Consider the following 21325-nt stretch of genomic DNA (forward strand, 5'->3'; position numbering starts at 1 on the left):
AATATGTGTTCGATAGACTGAGGTATGGGCTGGCACAATGGCCCTCCGACCTGGTCGGAGATGGAGCGAGTTCTTTCCGGACGCCCGACTGCTGGTGGGCGGCCGGGTGAGACCTTCGCCGGTGACGGTGGTGACAGCCCGGCCTGGTCGCGCAAGCGGGGGCCGTATGAGGCAGGTGCCCTTCATCGTGGGGTTTCTGACACTCGGTACGCCGAATTGCACGCCCACACCTCCTACAGTTTTCTCGATGGCTCCAGCAGTCCGGAAGAGATGGCCGAAGAGGCTTACCGGCTCGGGCTGGAAGCGCTGGCGATCACCGATCACAACGGTTTCTACGGGGTGGTGCGCTTCGCCGAGGCAGCCCTGGAATGGGAACTGCCGACGGTCTTCGGGTCCGAACTCTCGCTGGAACACGACTCGGCCCGGACGGGGGTGGCCGACCCGGATGGTGCGCATCTGCTGGTGTTGGCCCGCGGCCAGGAGGGCTACCGGAGATTGTCCCGGCAACTCGCGGACGGGCACATGGCGGCGGGCGAGAAGGGGTTGCTCAGATTCGACATCGACACTCTGGCGCAGGCCGCGGCCGGGCACTGGCTGATCCTCAGCGGTTGTCGTAAAGGAACAGTGCGACAAGCTTTGTCGACCGGCGGACCGTCGGCTGCGGAAGCGGCATTGCGTGACCTGATCGAGAAGTTCGGTCGCGACAACGTGGTGATGGAGTTGACGGCGCAGGGCGCAGCCGATGACGACGAGCGCAATGCCGCACTCGCGTGGGTGGCCCGGCGCAACCGCGTTGCCACGGTGGCCACCACCGGTGCCCACTTCTCGGCGCCACATCGTCGGCGGCTGGCGATGGCGATGGCTGCGGTCCGCGCCAGACGCAGCCTCGACGACATGGACGGCTGGCTCGGCCCGCTGGGCGGGGCACATCTGCGCAGTGGCGATGAGATGATGCGATTGCTCAGTGCGCATCCCGACGCCATCGACAACGCCGCGATGCTGGCCCGGGACCTGGTGTTCGGGCTGCATCTGATCGCGCCCAAGTTGCCGCCGTTCGATGTGCCCGAGGGTCACACCGAGAGTTCGTGGCTACGCGAACTGACGGCCAGGGGAGCGCTGGAGAGGTATGGCCCACCTCAGAGTCATCCCAAGGCATATCAGCAGATCGAACACGAGTTGAACGTGATCGATTCACTGGGATTCCCTGGCTATTTCCTGGTGGTACACGACATCGTCTCGTTCTGTCGTACCCACGACATCCTTTGTCAGGGTCGTGGCAGTGCGGCGAACTCGGCGGTCTGCTACTCCCTCGGGGTCACCGCGATCGATCCGGTGGGGAACAGTCTGTTGTTCGAACGATTCCTGTCCCCGGCCAGGGACGGCCCGCCGGACATCGATGTCGACATCGAATCGGACCGCCGTGAAGAAGCGATCCAGTACGTGTATCAGCGGTACGGCAGGCAGAACGCCGCGCAGGTGGCCAACGTGATCACGTACCGCGGCAAGTCGTCGGTCCGCGACATGGCCCGTGCGCTCGGCTATTCGGTGGGACAGCAGGATGCCTGGAGCAAACAGGTGCAGCGGTACGACAAGGCCCAGCCGACCGACAGTGACATCCCCGATGATGTGCTCGATCTGGCCGGTCAGATCAACGGCATGCCGAGACATCTGGGGATCCACTCCGGTGGCATGGTGATCTGCGACCGGCCCATCGCCGATGTGTGCCCCACCGAATGGGCCCGGATGCCCAATCGCAGCGTGCTGCAATGGGACAAAGATGATTGTGCTGCAATCGGATTGGTGAAGTTCGACCTGCTGGGTCTCGGCATGCTCTCGGCCATCCACTACGCCATCGACTTTCTCGCCGAGCACCGCGGCATCCACGTCGACCTGGCGAAGATCGACCTCACCGAGCCGGCGGTCTACGACATGCTCTGCAAGGCAGACACCGTAGGGGTGTTCCAGGTGGAGTCGCGGGCGCAGATGGCGACCCTGCCCCGGCTCAAGCCCCGCGAGTTCTACGACCTCGTCGTCGAGGTCGCGCTGATCCGGCCGGGCCCGATCCAGGGCGGTTCGGTGCACCCGTACATCCGGCGCCGCAACGGCCTGGAAGAGCCCACCTGCGAACACCCCTCGATGGAACCGGCATTGCGCAGGACGCTCGGGGTGCCACTCTTCCAGGAACAGCTGATGCAACTGGCAGTGGACGTCGCCGGATTCAGTTCCGCTGAAGCCGACCAGCTGCGACGGGCGATGGGGTCGAAGCGTTCCCCGGAGAAGATGGAGCGACTGCGGGCACGGTTTTATCAGGGGATGAAAGAGCTGCACGGCATCACTGGCGAGGTGGCCGACCGCGTCTTCGAGAAGATGGCTGCATTTGCCAATTTCGGTTTCCCGGAAAGTCATTCGCAGAGTTTCGCCTCGCTCGTGTTCTATTCGTCCTGGCTCAAACTCCATCATCCCGCCGCGTTCTGCGCCGCCCTGATCAAGGCGCAGCCCATGGGTTTCTACTCACCACAGTCACTGGTCGCCGATGCCCGAAGGCACGGCGTCAAGGTGCACGGGCCGGACGTCAACTTGTCGCAACCGCACGCGGACCTGGAGAACGCGGGCTTGGACGTCCGGCTCGGCCTGGGCTCGGTGAAACACATAGGTATCGACCTGGCCGAGGCGATCGTCGCCGAACGCGAATCAGGTGGGGCGTTCACCAATGCCGCCGACCTCTCCCGGCGCTGCGACGTCAACACCCGGCAGCTCGAGGCGCTTGCGACCGCGGGTGCACTCGAGTGCTTCGGGACCAGTCGGCGCCAAGCTCTCTGGGATGCGGGTGCGGCAGCGCAGGAGAAGTCCGATCGGCTCCCGCTGCACGAGATCAACACCTCGCCCACGCTGCCGGGGATGAGCGATGTCGAGATGGCCGCCTCGGACGTCTGGGCCACCGGGGTCAGCCCAGATAACTACCCGACCGAGTTCATCAGGCCCCAACTCGATGCGCTGGGCGTGATCGCGGCCGTCGATCTGCTGTCGGTACCCGACGGCTCGCGGGTGCTCGTCGGGGGAGCGGTCACCCACAGACAGCGGCCCGCCACCGCGTCAGGGGTGACCTTCGTGAACCTCGAAGACGAGACCGGGATGATCAACGTGGTCTGCTCGGTGGGGTTGTGGGCCAAGTACCGCAAACTCGCCCAGACGGCCCCGGCCCTGCTGATCCGCGGCCGGGTGCAAAACGCTGAAGGAGCCGTGACCGTGGTGGCAGAACGCCTCCAACGCATGGACTTGAGAGTAGGAACCCGCTCCAGAGACTGGGCTTAAGTTTGTCTGCTCGCTCCGCTCGCTTGTCGGTGTGGCCATCAGGCGGTCGTTCTTCCCTTCTCCTCACCTCGCTGGCGCTCGTTCGTCGGCAGTCCAGAACAACCGCGGCCACCCCTCCCGGGTCCTCCTACCGCTGCGCTCGCTCAGACCCTCGTGCGTGGTTCCGTCGACCGTGCCGAAACTCCCGCCGACCGTGCCCTTGTTCGCATCGATCGGGCCCATAATCGTCTCCGTGGACGACATCGTGGTGACCGTCAAGCCGAACAGTCGCAAGGGGCCACTGGTCGAGGTTGCAGGCGACGGCGCTCTGACGATCTTCGTGCGTGAACCAGCCACCGAGGGCAAGGCCAACGCCGCTGTTGCGCACGTCCTGGCGAAGCACTTCGGCGTGGCCAAGTCTCGTGTCATCCTCACCGGTGGTGCGACCGCTCGCACGAAGAGGTTTCGTATCGACCGATAGTCGATACGATGGACCTGTGCGCGGTGGGGAGGTGAGAGTGGGTTCTTGGAACCCGTCTCAGGGGCAACCCCTGGGTACATCTCACAGTTGGTATCAGCGTCCGACGCCGCTCCGCACGCTCCGCGTGCCAGCCGGCGCCGCCGACACAAGCTCGTGGTCACCTCCCCGCCGCGCATCTGATTCGTGACGGGCCAACCTTCATGAACGACAGCTATTCCCTGGGTGGTCTGGGGCCACGTATGCGCCTGACCGCGGACTCGGTCGAGCACTTGCTGACGAGGCTCGAGGTCGATCCGCGCTGGACGGTCTCGGCGCTCGTCGAGATGCTCGTGGCGACGATGGAACAGGCCGTGGTCACGGAGCTACTCGGAATGCTGCTCGATCGATTCCTGAGCGACCCACCGATCTGGGTGATGTTCGGACGTTTCTCGCGCCGCTGATCGGCGAGCCGCGGCGCCGGGAGTTCGAGGATCCGGCGGAACTGGTCATGCGGTTCGACCTGCCGCGGTTACAGGACTATTCGGACGTGGCGCGCTGGCTCAACCTGACTGTCGGTGAACTGGAGTGGTTCGCCGATCGTGGTCACTGGCTGCGGACGAAGGATGGCCCGCTACAGCATTATCGGTACTGGCAGGTGCCGAAACGTCATGGCGCCCGGATGATCGAGGCGCCCAAACCCCACCTGCGGGAAATCCAACGACGCATCCTGCGCACAATTCTCGACCACATCCCACCGCACCGGGCCGCCCAGGGGTTCGTTCCCGGCACCTCGACCGCAAGCTTCGCCTGGCCGCACACCGATCGCCCGGTGGTGGTCCGATTGGACCTGCGAGACTGCTTCTCTTCGATCGGAACAGCCAGGGTGCGGGCCATTTTCGCGGCGGTGGGCTACGAGAGGATCGCGCGAGTCCTGGCAGAACTGTGCACGACAACCACGCCCATTGCCCATCTTCGGGACATCGACCAGCGGCAGGCGACACTGCTGAGGCAGCGGCATCTACCGCAGGGCGCACCGACTTCTCCGGCGTTGGCGAATCTCGTTATGCGTGGCATGGATCGCCGGATCTGGGGATACGCCCAACGAAACAGATTGCATTACAGCCGGTATGGCGACGACCTGGCGATCTCAGGCGACCACATGAACCCGGAAGCAGTGCTGTGGGTGGTGTTGCGCATCATCGCGGATGAAGGTTTCACCGTGCACCCGGACAAGACGAAGACCATGCGTGCGCATCAACGCCAGCAGTTGGCCGGGCTGGTGGTCAACGATCAACCGCGAGTCGCCCGACGTGACTACGACAACCATCGAGCATTGCTGCACAACGCGATTCGTACCGGTGCGCAGGCGCAGAACAGGTCGGCGCACCCAAATTTCCGCGCGCATGTGCTCGGCAAGATCGCCTGGGTAGGGGCGACCAGCCCGCGACGACGAAGCACCTTGCTGGCGTTGGCGGAGCAGGTGGACTGGGATCGCTAGAGATGAACACCCCCCGACCGCCCTATACCTCCGAGCGGAAGGCGCCTAACATCGGTAAATGAGCCTGAGCAATTATTCGAGCAATCTCGACCGCCAAACTCCCGGTGCTGCGGACCCCAGCGACACCAAGCAGAACCTCGACGCCCAACTCCAGCATGTACTCGGACTCGAGGACGGCTGGCAGGGTGCCGACTCACTGGCCCCGACCTCGGCCGCAAAAGAATTCTTCGAGAGATATTTCGACGGACTGCAGAGTTCATACTGGGCGGAATCAACGCCTACCGCGACCCCTGAGGGCGGCCTGCACATGGAATGGAGTCGCGACAACAGCGTCTATTCCGCGGATATCCTCGCCGGCGGTCAGCTGGTGCTGAACGTGGTCGCCCCAACTGCGACCGACAACGCCGAGCTACGTATCGAGAAACCGACCACCGCAATGCTGCGCAAATTCATCATGCGGGGACTGCCGATCGATTGATTCGCCGACCGACTACACCGCGCCAGGGAACCCGTGCTGCCGCCAGGCCTCGTACATCACAATGCTGGCGGCGTTCGCCAGATTGAGTGATCGCCGCCCTGGCAGCATGGGAATGCGGACCCGCTCGGTCACGTGAGGGTCCGCCAGCACGGTCTCGGACAGCCCGGTCGGTTCGGGACCGAACAGCAGCACGTCGCCCGGTTGGTAGCTGATGTCTGTGTAGAACGTGTCCGCGTGAGCGGTGAACGCGTATACCCGTTGCGGGGCAAGTTCTTTCCAGGCGGCGAACAGGTCGGGGTGGACGGTCACCGATGCCATGTCGTGGTAATCGAGCCCGGCTCGCTTGACCTTTGGTTCGGACAGGTCGAAGCCGAGCGGTTCTACCAGGTGTAATTCACACCCGGTGTTGGCGGCGAGCCGGATCGCATTTCCCGTGTTCGGTGGGATGCGAGGTTCATGGAACAGCAGTCGAAACACCCCCCGAGCTTGCCGCATAAGTCGCATCGTCGACAAACCGGTGTCAGCCCAGTAGTGCCCATCCTGACTCCACGGACCTCGCGCACCGGCTCGGCTCGTCTCCCGCGGAGACGAACAGCGCTGTCAGCATGGGCACGGCGTGGGCGAGTGCAGATACGGGTAGGGGACCCCCTGCTACCAGGGATGCCAGCCCGTGCCCGATCATCCACTGCTGGGTCGCCAACGCGGTCGGATCGATATCGGAGCGGAATCGTCCTGCGCTCGAACAGCGTTCGGCGCCGATGACGAGATGGTGCAGGCTTGCTTCGGCTGCGGCCGCATCCTCCAGATCCGCGCTGGTGTCGAACATGACCCGATAGAGATCGGGGTTCTGCAATGCGTTCGACAGATACGCGACGCCCATCATGGTCTGATCGCGGACCGGATCGTCGGACATCTCCAGGTCGGAAAGTCTGGCGGCGAGGCGGGTGAAACCTTCTTGGCGCAGTGCCTTCCAGAGCCCGTCCATACCGTCAAAGTAGGTGTACACGGCCATTGTCGACACCGACGACCCGGACACCAGGGAACGCAACGTCACCGTTTCTCGCGCACGCAGCATCTGCGCCGCGCGTTCGATCAGCATCGACCGTATTTGAGGATTCTTGGTACGAACCATGGCACCACATTACATAACAATGCTATGTTAACAGCATGGCGACGCGCGGGCGACGCCGACGACCGAGAGGGGAACCCCATGGCAATCGAGCTGATCAACCCGGAGGGACTGCCGAAACCCGATGTGTATCGCCAACTCTCGATCGCGACGGGATCCAGACTGGTGTTTCTGGCCGGGCAGGTGGCGAGGGATGCGGAGGGCAACCAGGTCGGCGCGGGAGACTTCGCCGCGCAGGTCGAGCAGGCATACCTCAACATCGGAACTGCGCTGGCGGAGATCGGCGGCTCGTTCGACGACGTCGCGAAGCTGACCATCTACGTGGTGGATTGGTCCGAGGACAAGTACCCGTTGCTCGGTGAGGGCGTCGCGAGGGCGGCGGCGAAGCTCGGTGTCGATCCGGTGAAGCCGATCACCCTGCTCGGCGTCGCATCACTCGGTGAACCCGACCTCATGGTCGAGGTCGAGGCGACCGCAGTGCTCGACTGATCACCTCGGATGACCGTGTAGACATGTGCACATGAGTGTTGACGTTTCGCAGGACGAACGGTTCGATTTCGCCGACTTCTCGAACGAGAACTGGTCTGATCGTGAGTATGTCGACTGCAGTTTCATCGAATCCGATCTGAGTGAAATCCGAACGCGCGGTGTCACATTCACCAACTGTGATTTCAGTGGCGCGAACCTCTCCCGTTCGAGTCACAGCGCGAGCGCCTTTCGGAACTGCCATTTCGAACGCACGCATCTGAACAAGGCCGAGATGACCGACTGCAGTCTGCTGGGCACCGTGATCTCCAACTCCCGGGTCAGGCCGCTGACGTTGATCGACTGCGACCTGTCGCTGACATCGATCGGAGGGGTCGATCTGTCAGGTGTGGTGCTGCGGGGTTGCCGGCTGCGAGAGGCCAACCTGTCGGATTCGACTCTGATCGGCGCGGATCTGTCCGGGGCCGACCTCACCGGAGTGCGCGCCATCGGGACAAAACTCGACAAGGCGGATCTGCGCGGCGCGAGGGTGGACCCGGTGCTCTGGCTGCAGGCATCCGTGGTCGATGCCCTGGTGGATGCCGGCCAGGCCCTGGAGTTCGCAGCAGCTCACGGGCTGCGAATCGGAGGGCAGGGGTGACCGGTCGACCGAGAGGGCGCAAGCCGACGATCGCACCGGTCAAGTGGACGCCGACTCCGGTGGACACCGCCGGCTGGCCTACGCAGCTCACCCCGGAGATCACCGTGGTCGACGTCGGGTCGTCCTCGCCCGAGGACGTCGTCGCCGACGATCACGGCCGGATCTGGACAGGGACGGTCGACGGGAACATCATCGCCATCGACGCAGGCACCGGTCGGTGGGATGTGGTCGCGAACACCGGCGGTCAGCCTCTGGGGCTCGAGGTGATCGGCGAGACCCTGCTGATCTGCGACAGTAAGCGCGGGCTCCTCTCGATGGACATGAGCAGTGGCGACATCGAGGTCGTCCTCGATCAGGTCGACGGTGAGCCGTTGACGTTCTGCTCCAACGTGATCGTCACCCGCCACTCGGGTGGATCGACACCGCGACCTCTGGAACTGCACCTGACGCAGTCGACGACCCGATTCTCCCTGGACGACTACAAGGCCGACATCATTGAGCACGGCGGATCGGGACGACTGATCCGGGTGGACCTCAGTGACGAGTCGAGACCGCCGCGGGCGACGGTTGTACTGACCGGACTGCAGTTCGCGAACGGTCTGGTCAGCCACGACGGCCGGCTGGTCATCGCCGAGACGGGGAACTGCAGTCTGCGCTCCTGGGGGCCGACGACAGGCACGAGTGAGGTGCTGCGCGGCGGACTGCCGGGCTATCCCGACAACTGTTCACTGTCTCCGGACGGTGAGCATCTGTGGCTGGCGATGGCGGGCCTGCGCATCCGCCCGCTGGAAGTCCTGGCCGCCTATCCGCGGTGTCGGCGGCTCGTATGGAGAATCCCGGAGCGACTGTTGCCCGAGCCGGTGGCGCCGTTGTGGGTGCTCAAGATCCACCTGTTGAGCGGGCGGGTTGTCGCCGACAATCGGGTCGATCTCCCGGGGTTCGGTCAGAGCACCGGAGTGATCGAACGAGACGGGAGAGTGTGGGTCGGCGGCATCGGATCGTCGCGCGTTGCGTGGTTCGATGTCGGGTAGTTGGCGGGGCAGCGGCGGGCAACGCACAGAACCTGAAACAATGGCGTCGTGAGCGCAGCTGTACTTGACGGAAAAGCCACCCGCGATGAGGTCTTCGTCGACCTCAAGGAGCGGGTGGAGAAGCTACGGGAATCCGGCATCACGCCGGGTCTCGGCACGATCCTGGTCGGGGACGACCCGGGATCGCAGGCCTATGTGCGCGGAAAGCACAACGATTGCGCCAAGGTCGGTATCGCATCCATTCGCAAAGATCTTCCAGCCGACATCACCACCGAGCAGCTCAACGCGGCGATCGATGAGCTCAACGCGGATCCGGGGTGCACCGGCTACATCGTGCAGCTGCCGTTGCCCAAACATCTCGACGAGAATGCGGCCCTCGAGCGCATCGACCCCGAGAAGGATGCCGACGGCCTGCATCCGATCAATCTCGGCCGACTGGTCCTCGACGGCGCCGGGACATCGAAGAGCGCGTTGCCGTGCACGCCACGCGGCATCCTGCATCTGTTGCGCAGATATGACGTGCCGGTCAAGGGTGCACATGTGGTGGTCGTGGGCCGCGGGGTCACCGTCGGCCGTCCGATCGGGCTGTTGCTGACCCGCCGCACCGAGAATGCCACCGTGACGCTGTGTCATACCGGCACCCGCGACCTCGCTGCCGAGGTCTCTCGGGCAGACATCGTGATCGCGGCAGCAGGGGTCCCCGGACTCATCACGGCGGCCATGGTCAAACCCGGCGCCGCAGTGATCGATGTCGGCGTCAGTCGAACGGCGGACGGACTCGTCGGCGACGTCGCGCAGGACGTCTGGGATGTGGCCGGGCATGTCTCACCCAATCCGGGAGGAGTGGGTCCGCTCACACGGGCCTTCCTGTTGGCGAACGTCGTAGAACGCGCCGAAGCCGCGTCGGCTCGCGCCTGATCGCGATGTCCAGGACCTCGGCAACCGAGCCGACGACCCCGGGCAGTGGCCGCGCTCGCGCGCGGCGACTGCACCGTGTCCGGCAACTGCGCTGGGTAGTGGTCCAATTGCCGTTCTTGGCAGTGATGACGGTCGTCATCGTGGCTGCCATCTTCCTGATCGTCGATCGCTGGCGGCGTGGGGCGTTCGTCTTCGGATCCGCGGCGCTGCTCGCGGCTCTCCTGCGTGCCCTCATACCGTCGTCACGAGTCGGACTGCTCGAGGTCCGCGGCCGCTTCGCAGACGTGGTCGCAACGACTCTTGCCGGCGTGGCAATCCTCTGGCTGGCGACCTCGATCGACCCTTTGGGCACAGATTGATTACAATGGTTCGTGGTACTGCATCTTGAACTTGCAGCCAGTAAAGATGGAACACTTTCATCCTTACGGGCGATGCAGTTTTCAGAGGGCAGTGTTGGGGTGGTGAGAGCGGCCCCGCCGGGGGATGGCAGCAACTGCAGAACCCGGACGACCGAGATCATCATCGAGCCGGAAGAGAGTCATGACCACCTCACTGGGTTTGTCCGCAGGCAGTGGAATGATCCACTGCGTCCTGCTGACCACCGATGAGGCCGGCCGTACTCACACGGTCAACCGTGTCATCGACGTCGACCCCACGGACGGGTTGACCCGCGCCGGCCGCATCAACTCCGGCATCGACCTCATGCTGGGTACGGCGCGCGACAACAACGCGAGCGTGGGCACGATCGGGGTGGCGTACCGAACCGACGAGCAGGCCCGTGAGATCGCGTCGCGCGGCACCGGTGCAAAACGCCAAATCCATCTGGTGGCAGAGACCGAGGCGATCGCGCACCACCTGATCTCCGCGGGAGAGATCAATCGGTTCACATCAGTCGTGGTGGTGGACCTCGGCGACACCGGGATGAGTTTGTACACGATCGATCCCGCAACCAGGCGCATCAGTGATCACCGGCGTAGTACTGCTGTCTCGGGCGACGGCCTCGACGCGCTGCTCGCCGCTGAACTCAGCAGTACGGGAAAGGTTCGCGGCCGTCGAAAGTCCAGTGTCCTGAGCGCTTGCCGGACCGCGAAAGAAGAACTCTCCGTCAGGGACGCGACGTCGATGATGATGGGGAATCCCGCTGTCCCGGTGCCGGTCACGAGAACTGTGCTCGAGCGGCTCGCTCGTCCCATGGTATCTGCTGCCGCCGACGAGGTTGCCGCGTACGTGGGAGTCGAGCGTGCGACCCGACCGGAGGCCGTGGTTCTCGTCGGTGGACTGGCCAACGTACCGCTGCTGCGCGACCTCATCACCGAGCGCAGCGGTCTCGAACCGGTCTTGCCCCACGCGCCGGAGTCGGTAGCAGCACTCGGAGCCGCAAACCTGGCCGCCGCCGGGGCCAAGGCGTCCACGCTGGCCTTCATCGGTGGACGACGCAGTCGCGACTGGTTGTCGGCAGCACCGCTGGCGGTGTTCGGTGCACTGCTCGCGGGAGCGTTGATGACGGTGTACGCCGTGGGCTCCTCGCTGGCGGGAAATCCGTCGACTCCCTCGACGCCGTCGTCGTCGGTCACGGTCGAGGCCGAGGCGACGACGACATCGCCGCCGCCACCGGACACCGGTGAGTCGCGTGTCATCCCCACGGTCACCTCGCCGCAGCAGCAGATTTCGGTTACCGCCGCGCCACCTCCGGCGACGGTCGGCAACAGCGGCGGCACCGGCACCTCGACCGGAACCGGGGGTGGTAATCAGGATCCGGGTTGGGCGACAACAGAGTTGCCTGCGCCGAGTGGCCCGACCGAGCAGCCGTTGACGTCGACGTTGAGTACGTCGTTGTGGCCTTTCCCGATCCCGTCGATCACGTGGCCGCCGCTGGGACAGCTTCCGCCGACAGCACCGGAATCGACTGCGATCGTGCCGCCGCCGGTGACATCGTTACCGCCAACGCCGGCGCCGCCGGCAGAGGGTGCTCCCGCATCGCCGGCGCCACCACAGCAGTCGGTACCCACGACGCAGCCTGCAGGCTGATCCGAGCGCCTCGGCGCCCGACACCAGATGTATGCCTAGCGGCGCGCCAGGTCCACGGTCTTCTTCAAGAGCTCTGAAATGGCGTCGAACTCGGTCAGGAACCCGTCGTGGCCATTGTCCGAATGCACCACGTGCAGCCCGCCGACGCAGCCGGGCATGAGTTCGGCCAGCTCGACCTGCTGACGCAACGGGTAGAGCCGGTCTGAATCGATGCCACCGATGACGACGGGAACGTGGCAGTTCCGCAGCGCCGCCTCGACACCGCCGCGTCCGCGACCCACATCGTGGTGGTTGAGCACCTCGGACAGCACCACATAGCTACCGGGGTCGAACCGATGCACCAGCTTGTCGGCTTGGTGCTCGAGGTAGCTCTGCACCGCGTAGCGGCCTCCGTTGAGTGGATCTTCCTCGCCCTGGGGCGAATTCGCGAAACGCTCGTCCAGTTCCAGCTCGTGCCGGTAGTACATGTGGGCGATGCGGCGAGCGATGCCGAGTCCGGCGGTGGGGGTGCGTCCGGAGCCGTGATAGTCGCCGTTCTGCCAATTCGCGTCCGAGGTGATGGCCGCGATCTGGGTTGTCTGTGTGCCGATCTGGTCGGCCGACGCGCGGGCTCCGACCGCGAGGATCAGTGCGCTGCGGACTCGTTCGGGGTAGCCGATCACCCACTCGAGTGAACGTGCACCGCCCATCGAACCGCCGAGTACCGACGCGACCGAGTCGATCTGCAAGGCGTCCATCAGCGCGACCTCGGCGCGCACCTGGTCGAGCACGGTGATGTGCGGAAATCGTGAACCCCACACGCGCCCATCGGAATCCAGTGATGCAGGCCCTGTCGAGCCACGGCAACCGCCGAGGACATTTGCCGAAATCACACACCACTCGTCGGTGTCGACGGGACCGCCGGGCCCGATCAGCCCATCCCACCAACCGGGGGAGGGCTGATCGGGTCCGGCGGGTCCGGTGACGTGGGAGTCACCGGTGAGAGCATGAAGAGCAAGGACGACGTTGTCGCGGGTCGGCGACAATGTGCCCCACCGTTGGAAGGCCAGGGTCACGTTGTCGATGCGCTGACCGTTGTCCAACTCGAGAGGACCGACCGACACACTGGTCAACTGCCCATCCGGAAGGGATTCCCAGTCCGGATGAGTGCGCGGTGGCGTGTGCGGGTCGATACTCACCTCACTTGGCCGCGGCGAAGCCGGTGTCGAGGTCGGCCAGGATGTCGGCGATGTTCTCGATGCCGACCGCCAGGCGCACGAGGCCGGGGGAGACGCCTGCGGCGATCTGCTCCTCCGGGATCAGCTGCGAGTGGGTGGTCGACGCGGGATGGATCACCAGCGAGCGCACGTCGCCGATGTTGGCGACGTGGCTGTGCAGGGTGAGTGCGTCCACGAACCTCTTGCCCGCGTCCACACCGCCGGCGATCTCGAAACCGATGATCGCGCCCTGACCGCGTGGCGCCAGTTCCTGGCCCCGCTTGTACCAGCGAGAGGATTCGAGGCCCGCGTAAGCAACGGACTCGACCTGCGCGTGCTTGGACAGGTACTCGGCTACGGCCTGCGCGTTCGACACGTGACGCTCGATGCGAAGGCTCAGCGTCTCGATGCCCTGCGCGATGAGGAACGCGTTGAACGGCGAGATGGCGGCACCGGTGTCGCGGAGCCACTGCACCCGAGCCTTGAGCGCGAACGCCGGCGCACCGAGGTCGGCGAAGATCGCGCCGTGGTAGCTCGGGTCCGGCGTGGTGAAGCCGGGGAACAAGTCCTGGCCGTCGCGCTGGCCGCGCCAATCGAACGTGCCTCCGTCGACGATGACGCCACCGACCGATGTGCCGTGTCCACCGAGGTACTTGGTGGCGGAGTGGACGACGATGTCCGCACCGTGGGCAAGCGGGTTGATCAGATACGGCGTCGCGACTGTGTTGTCGACGATGAGGGGAAGGCCCGCCTCGTGCGCGACGCCCGAGATTCCGACGAGATCGAGGATCTCGTTGTTCGGGTTCGAGATGGTCTCACCGAACAGCGCGCGGGTGTTGGGCTGGATTGCTGCGCGCCAGCTGTCGAGGTCTTCGGGATCCTCGACGAAACTGACCTGGATGCCGAGCTTCGGCAGCGTGTAGTGGAAGAGGTTGTAGGTGCCGCCATAGAGACGCGGGCTCGAGACGACGTGCCCACCGTTCTCGACGACGTTGAGGATCGCGTACGTCTCCGCGGCCTGACCCGAAGCCACGAGCAGCGCGGCGACGCCGCCTTCGAGAGCGGCGATGCGCTGCTCGACCGCGTCCTGGGTGGGGTTCATGATGCGCGTGTAGATGTTGCCCGGTTCCGCGAGGCCGAAGAGATTCGCGGCATGCTCGGTGTCGCGGAACGTGTAAGAGGTCGTCTGATAGATGGGAAGGGCCCGCGCAGAGGTCTGCGAGTCGGGGGCCTGGCCGACATGGACCTGCTTGGTCTCGAAGCTCCAGTTGTCAGCCGGATTGACGTCATTGTCAGACATGCAAGAGTTCTCTTTCTCGGTCGGTGAAGCATCCAATTGAAATTGGGTCCGACCTGCGGACCCGCGCTTGCTGCGGCGAACCGCAACCAGGTCATCACCCGGAGCACCCCACCGCGGTTGGAGGGTTGCCGGTCAGCGAGCCGGGGCTTGTTGCTGACACTCATGACCTTTCGCAGTAGAGGATATAACACGCGGGGAAGTGGCTGAGAACCCTCTCGCGCACCTCAATTCCTCTCCGTTTCGAGGTCCCGAAATCCCGTACTGTTTCTTGCCCCGCAGACGCCGGCCTAATGCCCTATGGCCCTGAGTGGTTCATACGTTCAGTGGATATCAGGGAACGGGTGTGGACTTTTATGATTGTTTCTTCGGGAGTAGCCATCGTTCTTCTGCGATACCTCGACCGCTCGCAGTCACAACAATCAAGGGGCCGGAATGGGTTCGCATAGCAAGCGGGCGCATGCCCGGAAGCGTTCGGCCACCCGGCGTCGGACGATGGCGGCCACGGCGACCGTCGCGGTGACCCTGCCGGTCGTCGGGTTCCTGGCTCAGCCGGCAACCGCGGCCGATGATCCGGTCGATTGCGCGCAAGGTCGTGTGTTCGTCGTGCCCGGAACCGCCGATCCGAACTCCTTGCACACAGCCGGCTTGGAGACGCGCTACGGAACGCAGGGCAAGGACTATCGGATCGAGGTCGTCGAGTATCCGGGTGTGCTGTGGCCCCTCGGTGCGACGTCCTACGATCAGAGTGTCGACGAGGGGATCGCGAACCTCGAGACCGCGGTGGCGGCGTATCACGCAGCGTGTCCGGAGCGGCCGGTCGTGATCGTCGGGTACTCCCAGGGTGCCCGTATCGCCGGGGACGTGTTGTCAGAGATCGGCCGCGGGCAGAGCTCGGTGGACATCGATCCGGCGCAGGTATCGGGTGAGCTGTACTCCGACCCGCGTCGCACCGGAGACGCCCAGGGCCGCGGCATCGAGTTGATCCTCCCAGGAGTACTCCCCGGCATCACCATGAGCGGTCCGCGGGAAGGGTTCGGCCAAGTCAGGGTCACCCAGTTCTGCGTCGAAGGGGATCCGATCTGCGACCTCCAGGACCCACTCCACTACCCGCTGCGGGCAGTGGACGGATTGCTCGGCTACTTCGTCAAACACGTGACCTATGACGACGACATCACCACGGGCCCCGATGTCAGTGAGAATTCGCCCAGTGATGTGCTCATCCCGTCGGACCCCGCGTTCGGGGTGATCCTGAGAAGTCTCGGATTGCCATACCACCACATAGCGGTCGAGAATCCGTTGCAGTACCCGGATCTCGCGGTGCTTCGTCCGCTGTTCCATGCGGTGGACCAGTTCCTGCCTGCGCTGCCGAACCTTGGGCACGGCGCGTACCTGCCGGACCTCTGGGTTCTCCGGGACGCCCTCTCTGGGAGTCCTACTGCATTGCAGGCCATCGGCGACAGCGCCATCAGCATCCTGCGTTACCCGGAGAACTTCGTCCGCGACTGGATCGCCGAGATCGACCGGCAGCTCGACCGGCTCGACGGCGCCAGGCTCGGTGTCGCTCCCAAGTCCGGCCCGACCACGCCCGCTCCTGCGGCGCAGCGGACGGTGGAGGCACCGCGGGAGGACCAGGTCTGGATCGAACCGCAAGATCTACCGCCGGCAGTGGCACCTGGGCCTGCAAGCGTGTCGACCCCGCCGCATGCGACCGAGCCAGTCGCTTCCGGGCCGGCTGTGGCGGAACCTGCGGCCGCCGAGCCAACTGATGAGTCCGCCGCGCCGGAGAGGTCTCCGGTCAGCACGCCGGCTCCGTCGCCGGAACCCGTGCGTTCTGCGACTCCCTCGGGTGACGTCGCATCGGTCGATGGGTCCGGTGCCGGCGCTGTCGACAAGGAGCTGGAACCGGCGGCCGCGTCCTGACGGAATCGCAAACCCAGCTACCTCAGGCAAACCCAGCGGTGGCAGCACGTGGGTTTGCCTGAGGTACATGGGTCTGTGTGGCCGGTGTGGTCTACGCGGAACAGTACGAGAACCGGCGCGCTCGGCGCTCGGGGGACGGGTATGCTGATTTAGCAGTACGCCCGTCATATTTTCTTGGATGATACGGCCGGTTCGTTCGCGCCGTGTCAGGTTGGATGCGTCGGACGTGCGCGCGACTCACGAGGTCGCTCCGAGACAAGCCCCGTTTCGCAGGGCAGCACATCGCAGGAGGGCGCGTAGCCATATGGGCAAGATCAAGGTCGAAGGAACAGTTGTAGATCTGGACGGCGACGAGATGACACGAATCATCTGGCAGTTCATCAAAGAGAAGCTGATCCACCCCTACCTGGACATCGACCTCGACTACTACGACCTCGGAATCGAGGAGCGCGACCGCACCGACGATCAGGTGACCATCGATTCCGCGAACGCCATCCTCGAGCACGGCGTCGGGGTGAAGTGTGCGACGATCACACCCGACGAAGCCCGCGTCGAGGAGTTCGGCCTCAAGAAGATGTGGCGTTCTCCCAACGGCACCATACGGAACATTTTGGGCGGCACAATCTTTCGTGCCCCGATCATCATCTCGAACGTGCCGCGACTGGTCCCCGGGTGGACGAAACCGGTCATCGTCGGGCGCCATGCCTTCGGTGACCAGTACCGCGCAACGGATTTCAAGGTCCCCTCGGGCGGCAAGGTCACCATCACCTACACGCCGGACGACGGTTCGGAGCCAATCGAGCACGAGATCGTCCAGATGCCCGCCGAGGGCGGCGTCGTGATGGGAATGTACAACTTCAACAAGTCCATCGAGGACTTCGCGCGGGCATCGCTGAACTATGGTCTGCAGCGCAATTACCCGGTCTACCTGTCGACGAAGAACACGATCCTCAAGGCCTATGACGGCGCCTTCAAGGACATCTTCCAACATGTCTTCGACACTGAGTTCAAGACCGAGTTCGATGCTGCCGGAATCCATTACGAGCACCGCCTCATCGACGACATGGTTGCCTCCAGCCTCAAGTGGGAGGGTGGTTACGTCTGGGCGTGCAAGAACTACGACGGTGACGTCCAGTCGGACACCGTCGCGCAGGGGTATGGATCGCTCGGTCTGATGACCTCGGTCCTGTTGACCCCCGACGGCAGCGTCTGCGAAGCCGAGGCCGCCCATGGCACAGTCACGCGGCACTACCGCCAGCACCAGCAGGGCAAACCGACCTCGACCAATCCGATCGCGTCGATCTTCGCGTGGACCCGGGGCCTCGATCATCGGGGCAAGCTCGACAGCACCCCGCAGGTGCGGGAGTTCGCGCAGAAGCTCGAAGACGTGGTCATCGAAACCGTGGAGGGCGGCAAGATGACCAAGGACCTCGCGCAGCTGGTCGGCGGCGATCAGGCCTACCTCACCACCGAGGAGTTCCTCGGTGCCCTCGACGAAAATCTCGAAGCGGCCATCAAGGCGGGCTGACAACCGACTCGACGGCGATTCACCGCCATCCACCCCCGGCCGCCGGGGTGGGCCACTGTGTGGCAGTTCACGTGCAATTGCGGAATGCTGCGACTCCTGCAACGGTGTGCACCTTAGTTACCCCGGCAACGGAGCCGTCTCCCCGAACGTCCCGAGAGGATTGATCCATGTCTGCAGTCAGTGCCACCACCCCAGCTCCAACGGGGGGTATGCGTGGCAGCAGACGGACCGTCGTCCTCGCGTTGGCGCTCGGTGCCTTCGGTATCGGCACGACAGAGTTCGTCGCCATGGGCCTGCTGCCCTCGATCGCCGAGTCGCTGGGAACCAGCGAACCGACGGCCGGCCATGTGATCTCCGCCTACGCGCTCGGCGTGGTCGTCGGTGCGCCGCTGATCGCGGCCCTGACCGCCCGGATGTCGCGGCGCACCCTGCTGATCGCGCTGATGATCGCCTTCACGGTCGGCAATGCCGCCACCGTCTTCGCGCAGTCCTACGGGATGCTGATGTTCGCCCGCTTCATTGCGGGTCTGCCCCACGGTGCCTACTTCGGTGTGGCATCCCTCGTCGCGGCCCACCTCGCAGGCCCGGCCTCGCGAGCGAAGGCGGTCGGGCAGGTCATGCTCGGCCTGAGTGTCGCGAACGTTGTCGGGGTACCCGCTGCCACCTGGCTGGGCAGCACGCTCGGATGGCGGGCGGCTTTTGTGGTCGTCGCGGTGATCGGACTGCTGACCATTGCAGCGCTCTGCTGGTACCTGCCCTCGCTCACCGACATGAAAATCACCAATCCGATGACCGAACTGGGTGCACTGGTGCGACCGCAGGTCTGGTTCACCCTGTTCATCGGGATCGTCGGATTCGGCGGCATGTTCGCGTTCTACACCTACATCAACACCACATTGACGACTGTTTCCGGCGTCGCCGAGTCCTTGATCCCGTTCGCGCTCATGTTGTTCGGGCTGGGCATGGTGGCCGGCAACATCGTCGGTGGGGTACTCGCGGATCGTGGCGTGGTGCGCGCCATCGCCATCGGGCTCGTCGCGATCATGGCCATGCTGCTGCTGTTCACGCTGGTGGCAAGCAACCCCTGGGCTGCCCTCGCCTTGACCTTCCTGATCGGACTGAGCGGCACAGCACTGACGCCTGCGTTGCAGATCCGGTTGATGGACGTCGCCGATGACGCTCAGACCCTCGCGGCAGCACTCAACCACTCCGCGCTCAACATCGCCAATGCCGGCGGAGCGTGGCTCGGCGGTCTGGTGATCGCGGCAGGTTACGGCTACCGGGCGCCGTCTGTACTGGGCGCAGGTCTTGCGGTCGCGGGGCTGGCAGTGCTGGGACTCGCGATGCTCTACGCGCGGCGCACCAGGCGGCTCGCGACCCCTGCCCCCGAACCGCTGGTCACCGTAGACGCGCGGTGATGTCGCCGGCGAATTCCGAACCCGGTGGCCGAGGTGAAGAAGATCAGGTCGACCACGTCCCGCCCGCTCTCGTGTCGGTACCCGCACGTAGGCTCGGCTGACGTGACGACAATCGTGACCACGATAAACGCAAACGGCATTCGCGCGGCAGTGAAGGAGCGGTCGGAGCGCAATCTCGGATTGCTGCCCTGGCTGCGCGACACCGACACGGATTATGTTCTGCTGCAAGAGACTCGGGCCACCGAGGAGCAGGCGTTCGAGGCGCTGGCGCCGGCCTTGGCGGACGGGTGGCATCTGTGTATGAGCGAAGCCGCCATCAAAGGGCACTCCGGGGTCGCGATCCTGTCCCGAACCGAACCGGACAAGATTCGGCGGGGCTTCGGCAGCGACGAGTTCGACTCCACCGGCCGCTATCTCGAGGCCGACTTCGGTGACCTGACGGTCGCGAGCCTGTACCTCCCGAAGGGTGCCAGTGACGGGCCGAAGAGGGAGGAGAAGTTCCGGTTCCTCGACGAGTTCACCGCACATCTCGGCAAGGCCGCACGTAAGCGCCGCGACATCGTCGTCGGTGGTGACTGGAACATCGCGCCCACCGAACTCGATCTGAAGAACGCCAAGGGGAACGTGAAGAACCCGGGCTTCCTGCCGGAGGAGCGTGCATGGGTGGCCGGGCTCCTCGAGAGCGGCTGGAACGATGTCGCGCGGGAGCTTGCCGGGAACGTCGCCGGTCCGTATTCCTGGTGGAGCTGGCGCGGCAAGGCTTTCGACAACGATGCGGGCTGGCGGATCGATTACCAGCTGGCGAACAAGCGACTGGCCGCCAAGGCGACGAAGTCGTATGTGCACCGCGCCGATGCGTACGACCTGCGGTGGTCCGACCATGCGCCGGTCACGGTGGAGTACTCGTAAAACCGGTCGCGGTCGAATGAGAGAATTCACCGGTGAGTGACGTGACAACCGAGACCAGCCCACCGCAGCGGCGCAAACGCGTCTTGTCGGGGATCCAGCCGACCAGCGATTCGTTCCACCTCGGGAACTATCTCGGTGCCGTGCAGCAGTGGGTGAAGTTGCAGGACGAGTTCGACGAAGCGTTCTACTTCATCCCGGACATGCACGCCATCACCACTGCGCATGATCCGAAGGCCCTACGAGATCGGTCCAGGCGCAGCGTCGCCCAGCTCCTCGCGCTCGGTGTCGACCCCGGGCGCGCGACCATCTACCTGCAGTCGCACGTCCCGCAGATTGCGCAGCTCACCTGGGTGCTCTCGTGTCTCACCGGTTTCGGTGAGGCGAGCAGGATGACGCAGTTCAAGGACAAGTCGGCCAAGGCCGGCGTCGATCACGCGAGCGTCGGACTGTTCACCTATCCGATCCTGATGGCCGCCGACATCCTCACGTTTCAGGTCGACTCGGTGCCGGTGGGCGAAGATCAGCGCCAGCATCTGGAGCTGACCCGAAACCTTGCGCAGCGCTTCAACTCCCGGTTCGGTAAGACCTTTGTGGTGCCGGAGGTGTTCATCGTGAAGGAGACCGCGAAGATCTACGACCTGCAGAACCCGTCCGCCAAGATGAGCAAGTCCGCTGAGTCGGATTCGGGACTGATCAACCTGCTCGACGATCCCAAGCGGTCGGCGAAGAAGCTGCGCTCCGCCGTCACCGACAACGGCCGCGAAATCGTCTTCGACCGGGCGGAAAAGCCTGGCGTCAGCAACCTGCTGACCATTCAGTCGGCGTTGACGGGCACCTCCGTGGACGACCTGGTCGCCGGGTACGACGGCCAAGGTTACGGCCAGCTCAAGGTCGACACCGCGGATGCGCTGACGGCGTTCGTCACGCCGCTGCGCGAGCGTTTCGACGAGTTGCTCAGCGACACCGCCGAAATCGATCGGGTGCTCGCCGCGGGTGCCGAGCGGGCCCGAGAGGTTGCCTCCCGAACATTGCAGATGGTTTATGACAAAGTTGGGTTCGTAGCACCCAGCTGAGATGGACTGACCAACCGAACGG

At 64.6% G+C, this 21325-nt stretch carries 20 protein-coding genes and 1 riboswitch; of the genes, 16 read left to right on the forward strand and 4 right to left on the reverse strand.

The genetic code is table 11. From position 1 onward, the window contains the following. Window positions 1–24: 24 nt before the first annotated feature. From BFL43_RS23560 to BFL43_RS23580, 5 genes are all read left to right on the forward strand, one after another. Window positions 25–3312 (forward strand): error-prone DNA polymerase, encoded by a 3288-nt coding sequence (locus BFL43_RS23560; RefSeq protein ID WP_084895348.1) that lies wholly within the window; start codon window positions 25–27, stop codon window positions 3310–3312. A 232-nt stretch (window positions 3313–3544) separates the two neighbouring features. After that, a complete protein-coding gene (locus tag BFL43_RS23565) occupies window positions 3545–3772 on the forward strand; it encodes a DUF167 family protein (protein WP_084895690.1) in 228 nt (75 codons plus the stop codon). A 200-nt stretch (window positions 3773–3972) separates the two neighbouring features. Further along, window positions 3973–4212: a hypothetical protein gene (locus BFL43_RS23570; RefSeq protein WP_143695510.1), complete on the forward strand. Its 240-nt coding sequence runs from the start codon at window positions 3973–3975 to the stop codon at window positions 4210–4212. Window positions 4213–4259: 47 nt separating this feature from the next. Next, on the forward strand, window positions 4260–5249 hold the full coding sequence (locus BFL43_RS23575; protein WP_084895352.1) for a reverse transcriptase family protein: 990 nt from the start codon (window positions 4260–4262) through the stop codon (window positions 5247–5249). Between the two features lie 58 nt (window positions 5250–5307). Continuing rightward, on the forward strand, window positions 5308–5727 hold the full coding sequence (locus BFL43_RS23580) for a hypothetical protein (protein ID WP_084895354.1): 420 nt from the start codon (window positions 5308–5310) through the stop codon (window positions 5725–5727). A 12-nt stretch (window positions 5728–5739) separates the two neighbouring features. Here BFL43_RS23580 and BFL43_RS23585 read toward each other — a convergent pair whose 3' ends face one another. After that, window positions 5740–6204: a tRNA (cytidine(34)-2'-O)-methyltransferase gene (locus BFL43_RS23585; protein WP_084895356.1), complete on the reverse strand. Its 465-nt coding sequence runs from the start codon at window positions 6202–6204 to the stop codon at window positions 5740–5742. A gap of 43 nt (window positions 6205–6247) precedes the next feature. Further along, entirely contained in the window at window positions 6248–6859 is a 612-nt protein-coding gene (locus tag BFL43_RS23590; protein WP_084895358.1) for a TetR/AcrR family transcriptional regulator, read from the reverse strand. Between the two features lie 78 nt (window positions 6860–6937). On the opposite strand from BFL43_RS23590, the gene BFL43_RS23595 reads away from it, so the two are divergent. From BFL43_RS23595 to BFL43_RS23620, 6 genes are all read left to right on the forward strand, one after another. Beyond that, window positions 6938–7345 (forward strand): RidA family protein, encoded by a 408-nt coding sequence (locus BFL43_RS23595; RefSeq protein ID WP_084895360.1) that lies wholly within the window; start codon window positions 6938–6940, stop codon window positions 7343–7345. A gap of 31 nt (window positions 7346–7376) precedes the next feature. Further along, window positions 7377–7982 carry a pentapeptide repeat-containing protein gene (locus tag BFL43_RS23600; RefSeq protein ID WP_084895362.1) on the forward strand — a complete coding sequence of 202 codons (606 nt, stop codon included), beginning with the start codon at window positions 7377–7379 and terminating at the stop codon, window positions 7980–7982. Next, window positions 7979–9013 carry a hypothetical protein gene (locus BFL43_RS23605; RefSeq protein WP_084895364.1) on the forward strand — a complete coding sequence of 345 codons (1035 nt, stop codon included), beginning with the start codon at window positions 7979–7981 and terminating at the stop codon, window positions 9011–9013. Before BFL43_RS23600 ends, BFL43_RS23605 begins: the two co-directional genes overlap by 4 nt. Before the next feature lie 48 nt (window positions 9014–9061). Further along, a complete protein-coding gene (locus BFL43_RS23610; protein WP_084895366.1) occupies window positions 9062–9931 on the forward strand; it encodes a bifunctional methylenetetrahydrofolate dehydrogenase/methenyltetrahydrofolate cyclohydrolase in 870 nt (289 codons plus the stop codon). Window positions 9932–9936: 5 nt separating this feature from the next. Then, window positions 9937–10290 carry a DUF3017 domain-containing protein gene (locus tag BFL43_RS23615; protein WP_084895368.1) on the forward strand — a complete coding sequence of 118 codons (354 nt, stop codon included), beginning with the start codon at window positions 9937–9939 and terminating at the stop codon, window positions 10288–10290. A 181-nt stretch (window positions 10291–10471) separates the two neighbouring features. Continuing rightward, complete coding sequence (locus tag BFL43_RS23620) at window positions 10472–11959, forward strand: Hsp70 family protein (RefSeq protein WP_084895370.1); 1488 nt, start codon at window positions 10472–10474, stop codon at window positions 11957–11959. A gap of 35 nt (window positions 11960–11994) precedes the next feature. Here the strand turns inward: BFL43_RS23620 and BFL43_RS23625 are convergent, their stop codons facing one another. Beyond that, a complete protein-coding gene (locus BFL43_RS23625; RefSeq protein WP_084895372.1) occupies window positions 11995–13137 on the reverse strand; it encodes a homoserine O-acetyltransferase in 1143 nt (380 codons plus the stop codon). A 1-nt stretch (window position 13138) separates the two neighbouring features. Next, window positions 13139–14455 carry a bifunctional o-acetylhomoserine/o-acetylserine sulfhydrylase gene (locus tag BFL43_RS23630; RefSeq protein ID WP_084895373.1) on the reverse strand — a complete coding sequence of 439 codons (1317 nt, stop codon included), beginning with the start codon at window positions 14453–14455 and terminating at the stop codon, window positions 13139–13141. A gap of 58 nt (window positions 14456–14513) precedes the next feature. Next, window positions 14514–14623, reverse strand: a riboswitch (SAM riboswitch). Between the two features lie 264 nt (window positions 14624–14887). On the opposite strand from BFL43_RS23630, the gene BFL43_RS23635 reads away from it, so the two are divergent. The 5 genes from BFL43_RS23635 (at window position 14888) to trpS (ending at window position 21303) form a co-directional block, all read left to right on the forward strand. After that, window positions 14888–16375, forward strand: coding sequence for a PE-PPE domain-containing protein (locus BFL43_RS23635; protein WP_084895374.1), 1488 nt, complete (start codon window positions 14888–14890; stop codon window positions 16373–16375). Between the two features lie 304 nt (window positions 16376–16679). Beyond that, on the forward strand, window positions 16680–17903 hold the full coding sequence (locus BFL43_RS23640) for an NADP-dependent isocitrate dehydrogenase (protein ID WP_084895375.1): 1224 nt from the start codon (window positions 16680–16682) through the stop codon (window positions 17901–17903). A gap of 167 nt (window positions 17904–18070) precedes the next feature. Continuing rightward, complete coding sequence (locus BFL43_RS23645) at window positions 18071–19321, forward strand: MFS transporter (protein WP_084895376.1); 1251 nt, start codon at window positions 18071–18073, stop codon at window positions 19319–19321. A gap of 102 nt (window positions 19322–19423) precedes the next feature. Further along, a complete protein-coding gene (locus BFL43_RS23650) occupies window positions 19424–20230 on the forward strand; it encodes an exodeoxyribonuclease III (RefSeq protein WP_084895692.1) in 807 nt (268 codons plus the stop codon). Window positions 20231–20262: 32 nt separating this feature from the next. Continuing rightward, complete coding sequence (gene trpS / locus BFL43_RS23655; protein WP_084895377.1) at window positions 20263–21303, forward strand: tryptophan--tRNA ligase; 1041 nt, start codon at window positions 20263–20265, stop codon at window positions 21301–21303. Window positions 21304–21325: the final 22 nt, after the last annotated feature.

Origin of the sequence: Williamsia sp. 1135, from assembly GCF_002095395.1 — a bacterium.
Lineage (GTDB): Bacteria > Actinomycetota > Actinomycetes > Mycobacteriales > Mycobacteriaceae > Williamsia.